The organism is Colwellia marinimaniae, from assembly GCF_002207865.1.
In the GTDB taxonomy this organism is placed as follows: domain Bacteria; phylum Pseudomonadota; class Gammaproteobacteria; order Enterobacterales; family Alteromonadaceae; genus Colwellia; species Colwellia marinimaniae.
On sequence record NZ_BDQM01000033.1, the window covers coordinates 1 to 13,588 of the forward strand.

The window sequence follows — 13,588 nt, forward strand, 5'->3', positions numbered from 1 at the left end:
ACCAATTTCATTAAATTATTGCCCACTTGTGCTGGTTAAAATACTCCAAGGCGGCGTTGCTCTCAATCCCAATAGCCTGCTATTGGTCAATCGAGCGCCTTGCCCTGATTTATTTTCCCTACACACAACAAGATCACAAACTTAATGAAAATGGTATTACTCAGCAAAACTAAACTACAACAGAGCCATAAAATAGTATGATTAATCTGTTAAAGTGATAACTTCACTATAATGAATAAGACAAGTATGTCATTAATTAATAAAAGGATACGTTATGTTTTTTAGTAAATATGTATTTGCATCTTTATATTTTTCCTGCCTTATCTTACTCACTACTTATACTGCAGAGGTTCATGCTCAGCAAAAATATACTATTTATCTTGATGCTGATTTTAGTGGTGCTAAAGCTTCGAGTTTAGCTATACAGCAAGGTATCAATACTGCATTGGCTGAGGTTGATTATCAACTTCAGGGAATTAATTTTGATGTCATTACTAAAGATCACCGGGCTAACTCATTAAGAAGTAGACGTAATTTAGAAGATTTCTTGCTAGATAAACAAGCATTAATGGTGTTTTCTGGTCTCCATTCGCCGCCCCTCTTAGCGAATAAAGATTTCATTAATGAAAATAAAATTCTTCTTTTAGATCCCTGGGCAGCCGCTGGGCCAATCACTCGCAGCAGCTCAGCGCAAAACTGGATATTTCGCTTGTCGATTGATGACAGTAATGCCGGTAGCTTTATTAGCAAAAAAGCCATTGAGCAAGGTTTTCGTAAACCTTACTTATTATTAGAGGACACCGGTTGGGGTCGCTCAAATGAAAAAACAATGACACAAGCCCTTAAGGAAGCATCGATAACACCTGTGGGTTTGTCTTGGTTTAATTGGGGCACTGGGAAAAATCATGCCAAAGTCTTACTTCGAGATATTAAAGCCAGTGGTGCTGATGTAATATTTTTTGTGGGTAACTCTGCTGAAGGCGCTACCTTCACTCATGCCATGGTTGAATTACCACAAAACATTCGTTTACCTATTAGGAGCCATTGGGGGATAACTGGCGGGGATTTTACTGAAAAAGTGTCCGCAAGTCAGCGGGAAAAAATAGATTTACAGTTTATCCAAACCAATTTTTCATTTCTAAATGAAGATTTATCAATGTTTGCTAAAAACGTGTTAGCGTTAGCCATTAAGTCAAATAAGGAGCTAAAGCACAAAGGGGACATAAAGGCACAAACAGGCTTTATTCACGCTTATGATCTGACTAAAATTGTCATATCTGCCATCAAACAAGTTAAATTAACTGGGGATAAAGATAAAGATAAAATACTGATTCATCATGCCTTAGAGCATTTAGCCAAGCCGGTGCTAGGACTGTTGAAAAACTATCAGCGACCATTTTCCCCTTATAATAAGCAACAATTTAATGCTCATGAAGCACTAACTATTGACGATTACTCTATGGGGAAATTTAACCATAAAGATGAAATTGTCTTACTTAACTAGTAAATAACACCTAATCGGCATAGTGAAAATTATATTGATGAAACTAATAATAATGAAAATATTGGGTGAAATAAATGGTTAAGACTGGGGTATCTTTTGCTTTAGCACGATTTGTTTTTATAAGTTGCTTAGCTTTAGCGGTAATAATTACCAGCTTAGTGGTCAATCATGTGGTTGAATCAGTGAACACTGAATATGAAAAAATAGCCCATAGAGAAATTAATACGTTAAGTAATAATTACCGAGTGTTTATTAATCATCATTTAATTTTATTAGAAGAGCAAGCTCGTGCTTCGCTGTTTATACAAGCATTGATGCAACCAAAAAGTAACCTTGGCAAGATACAAGATTACATGGCAGGATTAACATTATTAGGTCAAAAATATGATGAAACCTTACTCGATTTTGAAGGTAGTACGTTATATTCCACCTCGCAATCTGGTATTAATTATAGAGAATACCCCTGGCTTAAAAGTATCCTGAGTGGCGAGGTTTCCAGTTCTATCAAAGTCTTAAATATTGATGGAAAATACTTTTGGTGTTTAGCTTATCCTGTTGTTTATAATCAGTATGTTGAAGGTGTTTTGTTAGCCAATATACCGTTAAAAGCTATTCACGCTAGGCAAGGTGATGTTGAATTACTTGATGGCTTAATGATTGAAGTGGTGCAGGCGGGGCAAACTATTGCGACTTTTGGCAAGCAAGTCATTGGCACTAAGCAAATGATGCAATGGCAAGATGCTGGAGTGAGCTTTGCCTTTACTATCGATGAATCCTATCGAAATGAAGCCTTGTCAAAATTAGTTATTCAGCTAGCCAGCCTTATTATTGTTGCCATTGTATTGACGACACTCTTGGCTTATTTCTATGGTTATCGCTATTTTGTTAAACCTATACTGGCCCTTTCTCAGTTAACGTCAAGCCTTGAACAAGGCAATGAGCCGCAAGCCTTGCAAGAAGATCTAAGGTTCAAGGAATTTGCCGATTTATTTAAACAGTTTAATCATATGAGTGAAAAAGTAGCCAAACGTGAGCGCGCGTTAAGGCAAAGTTATGAAAAACTTTCAAATACCAATGAGGAATTAAAACAGAGTGAATCACAATTAGTACACTCTGAAAAAATGGCCAGCATAGGTGTACTAGCCGCAGGTGTTGCTCATGAAATTAACAACCCCATTGGTTTTATTCGCAGTAATTTAGAGGTGTTAGCCGATTATTTTAGTGATATTGAAAAATACTATCATGAATTTAACGAAACGCTTGCTAGTGACGAAGAAAAAGAAAACCATAAGCGATTAGCAAAGAAATATGAGCTTGAATTTCTTTTTAAGGACTCACCGCCTTTAATCAAGAGTAGTATTTCTGGCGTAGATAGAGTGACCGAGATAGTAAAAAGCTTAAAGACTTTTGCGCGTGTTGATCACTCAGAAAAAGTACTGATCGATGTCAATGAAGGGTTAAGGGCCACCTTAAATATGGTTCACAATGAACTTAAATACTGTTGTCAGGTACATGTCGACTTACAGCCTTTGCCAGCCATACGTGTTTTTCCGGGAAAATTGAATCAAGTATTTATGAACTTGTTGATTAATGCGGGCCAAGCTATAACGGATAAAGGCGATATCTATGTCAGGAGTTTTGTTGAGGAGAGCAGTATTATTATTGAAATTGAAGACACTGGCATGGGAATAGATGCCGATAACATAGCACAAATATTTACTCCTTTTTACACCAGTAAACCTGTTGGAGAGGGAACTGGTTTAGGTCTGTCCATTAGCCATCAAATCATTGAACAACATGACGGTAAAATTATGGTCAAGTCCGAAATAGGCAAGGGCAGTTGTTTTTCTGTGCACCTACCGATAAATTGACCGGCAGGGCGCTAGTATTAGCATTGAGCGCAACCGGTGTTGGTAAAACTCGTTACTGTTGATTTTAGCAAGCCATAGTGGCTAAATATTTATGCAGACTGTTAGTCAGTACAAATTCAACGTTGTTAGCTTTCCTAGCACATTACTAAGTAACGTTGCACATCCATTGCTCTATTCTCCCAAGATTCATCTTTTACGCATGCCTTTCGGCATTGTTTTACTTGAGTCAGCGCAAGCAGGTCATTTATATCCTCTAGCTTATCAAAGTTAACTACTGGAGTTATCTCAGCATTTGCTAGCAGTATCGCCTGATAAAATGGCTTAGCCGAACTCGATATTTGCAGATACTTTCGATAACCATTTAAAGCATTAAAATCAGTGGTGACAATGGGGGTGCCGCTAGCTATATACTCTCTTAACTTTAACGGGTTACACATTTGAATTTGCTTATTGTTTACAAAAGGTAAGATGGCAACATTCCAATTTTGAATATACTTAGGTAATTCTGTATGGGGTTTTTCCCCAAGAAAATATACATTAGGAAAGTGCTTTAATTTATCTACATTACAGCTTAGCTCGCCAATAAAAACAAAACTCCAATGGGGTAGTGCTGTGATCGTTTGCACTAATAAATTTTGATCTAACCAGGTTGAAATGCTGCCATAAAATCCGGCTATAGGCTTACCTTGTGGTAAATCACTCGGGGTAATATTAACCCGCTCACTAAAGAGTGAAAAGTTTACCCCATGAGGAATATTGACTACTTTATCACGAGGGAATTTCTCTTGCAGTTTTTCACTGGCGGTAAAAATGTAGTTTGATTTTTCAATTAACTCAAGCTCTTTTTTTGCCACAAATTCGTGATCTACACCGGCAAGACTACTAAAGTCATCCCCACAATAATACACACAAGGAGCATTGCCAAATAGTTCTAAATAGTCGACCGAAGTGGGTAACGATGTCCAAATAATAGGATTGCTAATGGCCAATTTTTTGCAGGCTATGCGGAATTGATACTGTAAAATATATTTACTCACTTTCAAAGCAAGCCAGCTATCTGCACAAGGGATCACCAGAGGATTAATAATAACGAAATGACTACTATTGTGCACATTGACTTCATCATGCTTGTTTTGAGCAAATAAAAAAGATTTCACTTTATTATAAAGTCTGAACAAGTCATGCCGAGTAAACTTTGGCTTTCTTAAGCCAATAGAATTAAACCATATAATGGATCGAGTTTGTCCAAGTACCTTAATTAAATGTTGAGTAGAGCTGGGGTGTGCGCCCCAATCTTCACCAAAAACCACAATAGGTCTATTTTTACCTGCAGATACTGAAGACGTTGAATTAATCATGATTATCCGCCTCAATTGACTTTATAACTCTTGCTGGTACACCCGCAGCGAGGACAAAACTGGGTAAACTTTTGGTGACCACACTGCCTGCAGCTACTATGGTACCTCGGCCTATAGTCACGCCGGGCATCACTTTTACCCCGGTGGCTAACCAGACATCATCTTGTAAAGTAATATCGCCTACTTGCGATTCATGGTCTGGTTTGCCTAGCGCCCGTAATTTGGCATTAATGGGGTGTCCAGGATAACCCGCTAAGTAGCAATCACCAGCAATTCGGACGTTATTACCTAGGGTTATTTTATTGCCCACGGATATTGAGGTACGCCAGGCAATACCAACATTATTGCCAATAACTAATAGCGGGATAGTATTACCAACGGCTCGACCACTTATTGTGGTCATAGCCGCTAACCTGACTTTGTCGCCCATAATTATGTCTAGACTGCCGATAACAACGGGTAAACCACCATACAGATAAAGCTGTTTAGGCTGGTTTTTTAGCCTAGATTTAAATAAAGGTGTGTAATAAAAAATGCGTAGTACATCCGCTATAATCTGTTTTAAAACTATATGAATGATATAAAGCAGCTTAAATATAACGGGAATGTTTGGCATTTCTATGGTCTTGATGGTGAACCAAAGTTTTTTTATCAGTTGAGCTGAGACACTATCACTTGTTTTAGCCCACTGTTTTGCGTGGTTAATGTTAAAAGTAATCATTCTACTGTCACCGATTTAGCTAAATTTCTGGGTTGGTCAACATTTTTTCCTAGCGTTTGAGCACAGTATAATGCGAGCAATTGCATTGGGATAACAGTGATAATGGGCTGTATGGACTCTGGCGCTGGGGGTAACTCAAAAAATTCATCTTCTTTTAAGTTGATATAATCCCTGATAGAAGCATCGCCAATAATAAATAATGGCGCGTTACGAGCTTGTACCTCTTGAATGTTTGACAGTAATTTATCGGTCAAACTGTCCTTAGGTGCTATGACGACCACGGGCATTTGCTCATCAAGCAAGGCTATTGGTCCATGCTTTAATTCCCCTGCCGCGTAAGCTTCGGCATGAATATAACTAATTTCTTTCAGTTTTAACGCGCCTTCATGTGCTATGGGCGTTTGTATACCGCGACCGATAAATAGTATATTTGAGTATCTGCTGAGTTTTATCGCCAGTAATTTGATTTCTGTACAGCGTTGTAAAATTTTTTCAATTAAGTAAGGTAGTTGCAGAAAGTTTTGTTGTAATTGTTTTAACTCATCGAACTTTATAAAGGCTCTTTGTTGTGCTGCTTCAAGACACATTTTATAAAATATGGCTAACTGACAAGTAAAAGCCTTGGTTGAGGCTACGCCAATTTCTGGACCGGCATAAATTTCAAAGGTAAAATGGGCTTCTCTCGCTATGCTACTATTCGCGACGTTGACTAACGCTAATGTTTGTACTTTATTCGCTTTGGCATACTTTAATGCCGCTAAGGTGTCTGCTGTTTCTCCCGATTGAGAAACAAAAATGGCTAACTCTTTATGGGTCATTACCGGCGAACGATAGCGATATTCAGAGGCTATATCGACTTCAACTAAAATATTAGCGTACTTTTCAAACCAAAATTTTGCCACCGAGGCTGCGTAATATGAAGAGCCACAGGCAATGATAGTAATTTTATTGAAGTCGTTAAAATTTATCGTTGAATAGTCGCTGGCGTGACGGTCAACTGACAAGCTATTAAGTAGATCAACTTGTTCAAAAATTTCCTTTTCCATAAAGGAACTATGTTCACCTTTGGATACTATCTTTGAGCAATAGCTATTGTTGATATAATGGATTTTTCTATTGGCGCTTGGGTTGCAAAGCTTGATGCCGTGACTCGTTAGCTTGATTAATTCATTGTCTTTAGGATAATAAATTTTACTGCTATCCGGCCCTAAAGCCATGGCGTCTGATGCCAGATAAGCGCCGTTAACCCCCTGTGAGATAACTAAGGGACTGCCTTGTTTGATGGCATAAAGGTTATTACTGTCACCATTGATTAGTACACCCAAGGCATAACTGCCTTTTAATTGTAAAATGGTTTTCGCTATGGCATCTTCTTCAGACAGGTGTTGCGATAAATAATGATTTATTAAGTGAGGAATCACTTCACTGTCGGTTGAACTGTTAAAATGGTGGCCCCATTGCAGTAACTTTTCTTTTAAGTGTAAGTAGTTTTCAATGATGCCATTATGGACAACAGCCACTCGCCCACATTGATGTGGGTGGGCGTTGCTTACCGTGGCTTTTCCGTGTGTAGCCCAACGGGTATGACCGATACAACATTTACCCTCTAAAGGCTGTTCTGATAGTAAACGTTTTAACTGATTAAGTTTACCCTGTACTTTTCGTGTTTTAATTTCGTTATCGGCTAAAATTGAAATACCAGAAGAGTCATAACCGCGATATTCAAGCCGACTTAAACCCTCTAATACTGGTTTTATTGCTGAGTCTGCTACTGCCCCAATAATGCCACACATAACAAATACCTCTTTACATTGTTATCCTACTATTGATTACTAAGCATTTATTATGCCAATGAATATATTCAATAAAATCAAAGTGATATATTGGGAAATATTGTATTTTTGCACTTTGACAAGGCTATTTTGTTAATTGCGAATGCTTTTGAGAATGTGTGCATAACAACTACGATGGGAATAGTGTTGGACCCTAAGTTTAGCTTGCTGAGCAATGTTCAATAATAAAGTGGGATCATTTATTAGTCGGGTTAACACTTGCACTAAACTTTCCATGTTATTAGGACTATATTTTAGGCAATCGTAGTTATTTGTTAGCTGTTGATCCCAATAAGCATTATCAGCGGGAATTACGATGGCTAGTCCAGCAGCCATGGATTCTAAAATTGATAGGCCAAAAGGCTCATGTTCAGCAGTAGAGATAAATACCGATGAGTTTGCTCTAATTTCATTTAAATTGTTAGGGTCCGCATACCAGTGAATATTATCAACCTTAGCAAAGTCAGCTATATCTAAATAGCTGTCATTTTTTGGCTCAATATAGCAAACGCTGGCAAAATATTTATTAACATCTTCATAGCTACTATTTAGCTTGGTTATAGCCGCGATAAAAAGTTCTATATGCTTCCATTTTAATAAAGAGGCAGCCCATAAAAAGCCAATTTTATCGCTACTTTTATTATTAGTATCCTTTACTTTGATGGTTGAGCAGTTAATACCATTCACAAAAGGGATATACTTATTGTTCGCTATATTTTCCTTATTACTATGGCATTTTAAGGCATGGAAAATGGAGGCATAAGTGGATGGTAAGTAAAACACCTGTTTTGCTCGCGTTAAACCAAAACTAGCAACTTTAGAGTTAGCAATATCACCTTGAATAAGTTGAATAATATCTATGTTAATTATCTCAGTGAGCAGATATAGTGAAAAATCAACGTTTGGCCCGGAAAAGCCGATTATTTTGCTGAATCTTTTCAGTTTCATCATCTTGGTGATTAACGAAAACAAATAAACAAAGTGCTTTAGAAAGTAAAGCATGCCAGTGGTTTTATTTTGCAGGTAAAGAGGAGAAAACAATGGAACGAAGTGTACATTGAAGTTACACCAAGAGTCGCTGTCATTGGAAATAACCCATACCTCAATATAGCTAGGTAATTCAGCGACTATTGTTTTCATCACTATTTTAGAGCCCCCCTTAAAAGGCACAGGATCATAAATTAACACACGTTTAATCATGACTCTTCCCCGATGAAAGCTTTAACAGTATGTGGGTATAGCCTTTAGTTAAAAATGCTATTAGCAAGGTCTTAGTGTGTAAAAATATAAGTTTCGTCATACTGTGCTTGCTGTCACGCTGTAACAAGGATTGATAAACAAGATTGAAGGCAATGAACTGTCGCTTTAAAGAGAACATTTTTATTATATGTTTTTGTGCCTTGCTAGCGAGGTTCTTTCTTAAAAGTGGCCTGTCAATTAAGGACTTTATTGCGTTAACGAGCTCATCAGTGTTGTTAGGTGAGACTAATAGCGCATTTACCTGGTCGGTATATATTTCATTAATTCCAGGGATATTACTGGTGATGATGGGCAGTTTAGCAAAACTTGCTTCGGCCAGCGTTAGGCCAAAAACCTCTTCCAACGGCACTGAAATAAAACAATCGGCATTGCTTGAGTATATTTCAGCGACCTTATCGCTCGCTGAAAAGAATTTAACGTTATGCGTTAAATTTAACTGAGTAACTAAATGAGTTAACTTGGCTGCTTCACTGCCAGAGCCAACAATGGCAAGTTTTACTTGATAGTGTTTTTTTAATTTAGCTAGTGCATACAGTAATTGCTCTACTGCTTTTCTAGGAATTAATGAGCCTAGGTATAATATGACAAAGTCAGTATCTTTTGCCGATAACTCAGCTCTAATATTCCTCGGGCAAGGGCTTAATATTCGCTGTGGGTTAATGCCATTATAGATAACTGCCACTGGTTGGCTGTTAAACTCATTATGCTTAAATATGTCAATGACTGATTGGCTAACACCTATGACGCTATCGGCCCCGTGAAATAATAACGTTAGCCTGTCTCTATACATATACCTAGCATGTAAATGCAGCAGTAAGGGCATAGCCATAAATTTGCAAACAGGTACCATCCATTGGCAAGGTGCACCATTATTGCAGTGTACCAAGGAAATCTTATAGTGCAGCAATAACTTTTTCGCTTTAAAAAGTAATTTAAAATACTGGTGGAAGTTCCACCGTGGTGTGGTCCAATAACCAAGACAAACGAAGTTATCAATAATTACCTCAATACCTAGTTTTGTCGCCTGCTTTGCTAACACCTCACTATTGCACCACAATACGGGTGAATAGTGATGCTGTTTCGCTGTGTTAAGTAAATCTAACAGGACAATTTCACTGCCTCTGAGCCAGTTTTCGCCATAGTGAACGTATAAAATTCGGCTATTAACCCTGTTCTCTTGTCTACTAAAAGCTGTCATGTTTATTTCCTCAGATGTGCGGAACATTACAGTGATTGCCAAGCTGATTTCAGTTGAACCCTGCCTCTTCAGGTCGTTCGGCTGCCACTCATCGGCTGCAGATAACGATTTAAAGCAATGACTAAAGCAACTTGTAAATATATTGGCCAGATAAAGCCTTGAGTTAAGAAGGTACCAGAAACGATAAAGCCAATAATACCAGCAGGAGCAGCATTGAGTGCTACACGTATGCCAGGAGTATGATCTTCAACCTTGATTGTATTCAACATTTTTAAAGACATAAGTAAAGTGCTGACAATTAAAGTAACAAATAGTATTAGCCCAACAAAGCCGGACTCGGCCAGTACACCAAACCAAGTAGAATGAACGGCATGGTTTAAACCGTCCCAATGACTGCTATAGAAAAAATAATTGTAATAAAAATTATTAATGCCTACTCCTAGAATCGGATTATCCAGCGCCATATTCCATGCTGCTTGCCAGGCGTAAAGTCGCCCCATGGCCGACTCGTCTATCCCAACTTCAGCCGCTCCACCTGATGCTCTTTCACTGATCTTTGCGACGGTAAATAAAACAGTTAGGGCCATTGCGCCCCCGGTAAACAATAATACTTTCGAACGTATGCGCTTATAGGCAAATAAACTTATTACCGCTAAAAAGCCCAGTAAGCCGCCACGACTTTGCGTCGCTAATAGGGCATAGAGTAAAATGCAAAAAGTAGTCAAGCTAAATAACCGTTCAAATTTAGATAATGATTGCTCTAAAAAAGTGGCTATAGCGAAGGCCATAGGATACAAAAGCACCAGCGCTAAATCATTTGGGTCGCCAAGTAAAGACCCTATATCTCGGCCAATCGTGACCCGCGTTCCCTCCACTAAGCCGATACCGTTGAATTTGTTATATAGGGCAACAAGTCCAACAACAGCACCAGCAAAGATAAAGACACGGCTTGCGCTAATAAAGTGACTCTCCTTACGCATCATCCAAGCAATAATAAAGGTAATTAATATAATTTTGCTGTAAACCCCTGTCCATGCTTTTGTTGCCACCGCGACATTACTGGCAAAGGGGACAGCAATAGTTACCAACAAAGAAAAGAGAATTAAATAGGTAAATTGAGGGCACCAATAAGCATGAAGGTTTTGCAGGATGCTGGCTCGTAAAAAAATGATAAATATCGCTGCTAATGCCAATAGTAAAGGTAGTTTCAACGGTTCTAAAATAGGAAAAACTTCATGAATTCGAAAAAATGAAAAAATAATAAAAGCTAAGACAATCGCAAAAGAGAAGTTGACCATGCCCCACAGAACAAAGGGAGCTAGCCCGATAATAATTAGGATAATAGGGTGTGGAAATAAGTATAATGTCAAGGTTGACAGCATTAATAAAATTGCCAGGCCGGTAATATTTAAGGGGGTATAAGTCATAAGTCACCTTAGTTTATTTGACCAATGCAAGTCACCACAAAAGCGGCACTGATTGCTGAAAATAAATAACCCAATTTATAGGGTAGATAGACTTGTCGTTGACTGAAATAATAGAAAAGTGCCATACGTATAGCATTAGCTATAATGAGCGCTGCAAGTGCGCCTTTAATCATAAATAAGGGCACTAAAATAATAAGCAATAGTCCACCAAAGCCACTGGCCACTAAGTTAATATTCATTTGCACTTTGGAGCTTTTTTCGACAAAACAGCCAAGGTTTAATAAGTCGGCTAACATTTTCAATAGGGTGCATAACAATAGCCAAGGTAATATACCTATGGCAGCGTGATAGCTAACAGGGGTTAACCATTGAATTAATACCGGGCCTAATAAGCCAATGACACCACAAATGAGTACCGAAATAATGGCACCAAGTACGGCAAAGTGAGCATTTAATACCTTACCATTATGCTCTTTTAGTAGCGAAAATCGTTTAGGAAACCACCAGAGGGTAAAAGGTTGAATAAGCAGAGTTGGTACTAAGGCGAACTTGATCGCTATAGCATAGGTGGCAATTTCTGTGGCACCAAAATGATCTGCCAATAACCATCTATCCATACCTGATAAAGTAAATGTGGCGACACCACCAATAAAAATAGGCCCCGCATAGGAGAGTATGTTGCTCATTTGCTGCAGTGAAAAACTGATTTTTGTTTCCTTTAATTGAATAACCGATAAAATAAGCGCGACAATCACAGCAGACACAGCTCCTGCGGCTAAAATACTGGTGATGCCCCAACCATTGACTAACCAATAAAAAGTGAGTGTGACTTGCAGCACTACCTTCAACATGGAGATACAAAAGAATAGCCCAGCTCGATCCGTGATCCGTAACCAAGCCAAAGGAATATTGATTAAACCACCGACACAAAGCGCAATGCCTAATAAATAGAGTTCATTTTCGGTAATGATGCCAGGTAAAAACAAGGCCAAGTCTTTAGAGTAAAAGTGAAAAAAGGCATATGAAAGAATCGCTATAATGCCGGCAATAAATAAACATTCAGCGGCATGGCGTTGCTTTTTTTCGATGCCATCGGCTAAGCCAACAAATCGATATAATGCTTCTACTAAGCCAAAACCTAATATAATCGAGACCACATTAGAAAATACTACTAACACTTCGAGTCGGCCATAATCTTCGGGCGTCAGGTAATGGGTATATACAGGCAGCATGAGCAAGGAGATTCCTTTCATCAGAAAAATGCTTAAGCCATAGAGTGCCGATTGGTTTAATAGGTTTTTATAGCGACTAATGTTCATGTGAACCTCCTATTAAGGCTTTACGGTAAACCTTGAAAATTTGAGGAATAATGGCGTGAGAAGAAAAATTGTTTTTAATATGTTGATAAGCAGACCAGGACATTTTTTTTCGTTGCTCACTTGACAACATTTGTCCCTGTTTAACGGCGTCAATAAAGGCTACTTCGTTTAAGGGTGGTATTAGCCAGCCATTGATATTATTGATAACGACAGCTGAGATGCCACCAATATCATAACTAATTACGGGTATCCCTCTCACCAAAGCTTCAAGGGCAACCAGCGGTAAACCTTCTTCACGGCTGGTAATACACAACAAGTTTATCTTGCACCAGTGTTGCTGCATGGAATTAACGTGCCCCATTAACATCACGTTATTTGTTGCCGCCATGCTGATTTCTTTTAACATAGGGCCGTTGCCATATATTGAAAATTGGTACTGTGGTAATTGCTCGGCTAGGCGTAAAAACAAATCAGGACCTTTTTCATAGCTTAATCGCCCAACAAAGGCTATCTGGCTAGCGAGTGTTGTCTCTGTTAAGGTTTTCTCTGGTAATTCGACAAAATTTTCAATCACCTCGGCGGTTAAGTTGGCCGACTTTTTGATTTGTTTAGAGACACAAATACAAGGGCTATAATGGGCTGTCATACGGTCAAGCCAGCGGTATAGTCTAATTTTAATACTACCTTGCTCGCCAGAGTGGAAAGTTGAAACGACCGCTTTATTCGCTAATTTGCCAGTAAGTCGACCAATAATTCCCGCTTTGTAACCATGGGTGTGTACTAAATTAATGGCTGAATATTTAATTAATTTATAAAGTGTCGCTGGGTTACCGTCTAGTTTTACCAATATTGAACGCAGGAATTTATCTGACTCAAATACCGGATGTTTACCATAATTGTTTAGCAAAATAATTTGCACATTATGACCTGATTTATGCAGGCCTCTAGCAAGATTGACTACATGAGTTTCTATGCCACCATAGTTTCTACTATCAAGCAGTAAAGCTATGGTTAGGGTTTTAGCGGCCATATTAAACCTAAAATTCAAAGTGTCATAACTTTAAAATGCATAAAACAGACCAGTTTAAAATACAGCTT

General features: G+C 38.4%; 10 protein-coding genes. 2 read left to right on the forward strand and 8 right to left on the reverse strand.

All coding sequences use genetic code 11. The features are described 5' to 3' along the window. Window positions 1–274: 274 nt before the first annotated feature. Both MTCD1_RS14995 and MTCD1_RS15000 read left to right on the forward strand, forming a co-directional pair. A complete protein-coding gene (locus MTCD1_RS14995; protein WP_057180463.1) occupies window positions 275–1,504 on the forward strand; it encodes an ABC transporter substrate-binding protein in 1,230 nt (409 codons plus the stop codon). A gap of 74 nt (window positions 1,505–1,578) precedes the next feature. After that, the gene (locus MTCD1_RS15000; RefSeq protein WP_057180465.1) at window positions 1,579–3,375 is read left to right on the forward strand and encodes a sensor histidine kinase; all 1,797 of its coding nucleotides are present in this window, start codon (window positions 1,579–1,581) and stop codon (window positions 3,373–3,375) included. 134 nt (window positions 3,376–3,509) lie between these two features. Here MTCD1_RS15000 and MTCD1_RS15005 read toward each other — a convergent pair whose 3' ends face one another. The 8 genes from MTCD1_RS15005 to MTCD1_RS15040 all read right to left on the reverse strand — a co-directional run bounded on the left by MTCD1_RS15005 (window position 3,510) and on the right by MTCD1_RS15040 (window position 13,520). Continuing rightward, a complete protein-coding gene (locus MTCD1_RS15005) occupies window positions 3,510–4,733 on the reverse strand; it encodes a glycosyltransferase (protein ID WP_057180467.1) in 1,224 nt (407 codons plus the stop codon). After that, window positions 4,726–5,454, reverse strand: a complete 729-nt coding sequence (locus MTCD1_RS15010) for an acyltransferase (RefSeq protein ID WP_057180469.1) — start codon at window positions 5,452–5,454, stop codon at window positions 4,726–4,728. Before MTCD1_RS15010 ends, MTCD1_RS15005 begins: the two co-directional genes overlap by 8 nt. After that, on the reverse strand, window positions 5,451–7,247 hold the full coding sequence (gene glmS, locus MTCD1_RS15015; RefSeq protein WP_057180472.1) for a glutamine--fructose-6-phosphate transaminase (isomerizing): 1,797 nt from the start codon (window positions 7,245–7,247) through the stop codon (window positions 5,451–5,453). The genes MTCD1_RS15010 and glmS overlap by 4 nt, the downstream gene beginning before the upstream one ends. Before the next feature lie 132 nt (window positions 7,248–7,379). Next, window positions 7,380–8,486, reverse strand: a complete 1,107-nt coding sequence (locus MTCD1_RS15020) for a glycosyltransferase family 4 protein (RefSeq protein WP_057180474.1) — start codon at window positions 8,484–8,486, stop codon at window positions 7,380–7,382. Next, complete coding sequence (locus MTCD1_RS15025; protein WP_057180476.1) at window positions 8,479–9,744, reverse strand: glycosyltransferase family 4 protein; 1,266 nt, start codon at window positions 9,742–9,744, stop codon at window positions 8,479–8,481. The genes MTCD1_RS15020 and MTCD1_RS15025 overlap by 8 nt, the downstream gene beginning before the upstream one ends. Window positions 9,745–9,812: 68 nt before the next feature. Next, window positions 9,813–11,171 carry an O-antigen ligase family protein gene (locus MTCD1_RS15030; protein WP_057180478.1) on the reverse strand — a complete coding sequence of 453 codons (1,359 nt, stop codon included), beginning with the start codon at window positions 11,169–11,171 and terminating at the stop codon, window positions 9,813–9,815. An 8-nt stretch (window positions 11,172–11,179) separates the two neighbouring features. After that, window positions 11,180–12,490, reverse strand: a complete 1,311-nt coding sequence (locus tag MTCD1_RS15035; RefSeq protein WP_057180480.1) for a lipopolysaccharide biosynthesis protein — start codon at window positions 12,488–12,490, stop codon at window positions 11,180–11,182. Then, window positions 12,480–13,520, reverse strand: coding sequence for a glycosyltransferase family 4 protein (locus MTCD1_RS15040; protein WP_057180481.1), 1,041 nt, complete (start codon window positions 13,518–13,520; stop codon window positions 12,480–12,482). The genes MTCD1_RS15035 and MTCD1_RS15040 overlap by 11 nt, the downstream gene beginning before the upstream one ends. Window positions 13,521–13,588: the final 68 nt, after the last annotated feature.

Bases quoted from the DNA above. Each gene is read 5' to 3' on its own strand.
- MTCD1_RS14995 (WP_057180463.1), top strand. From the start codon at position 275: ATGTTTTTTAGTAAATATGTATTTGCATCTTTATATTTTTCCTGCCTT.
- MTCD1_RS15000 (WP_057180465.1), top strand. From the start codon at position 1,579: ATGGTTAAGACTGGGGTATCTTTTGCTTTAGCACGATTTGTTTTTATA.
- MTCD1_RS15005 (WP_057180467.1), bottom strand. From the start codon at position 4,733: ATGATTAATTCAACGTCTTCAGTATCTGCAGGTAAAAATAGACCTATT.
- MTCD1_RS15010 (WP_057180469.1), bottom strand. From the start codon at position 5,454: ATGATTACTTTTAACATTAACCACGCAAAACAGTGGGCTAAAACAAGT.
- glmS (WP_057180472.1), bottom strand. From the start codon at position 7,247: ATGTGTGGCATTATTGGGGCAGTAGCAGACTCAGCAATAAAACCAGTA.
- MTCD1_RS15020 (WP_057180474.1), bottom strand. From the start codon at position 8,486: ATGATTAAACGTGTGTTAATTTATGATCCTGTGCCTTTTAAGGGGGGC.
- MTCD1_RS15025 (WP_057180476.1), bottom strand. From the start codon at position 9,744: ATGACAGCTTTTAGTAGACAAGAGAACAGGGTTAATAGCCGAATTTTA.
- MTCD1_RS15030 (WP_057180478.1), bottom strand. From the start codon at position 11,171: ATGACTTATACCCCCTTAAATATTACCGGCCTGGCAATTTTATTAATG.
- MTCD1_RS15035 (WP_057180480.1), bottom strand. From the start codon at position 12,490: ATGAACATTAGTCGCTATAAAAACCTATTAAACCAATCGGCACTCTAT.
- MTCD1_RS15040 (WP_057180481.1), bottom strand. From the start codon at position 13,520: ATGGCCGCTAAAACCCTAACCATAGCTTTACTGCTTGATAGTAGAAAC.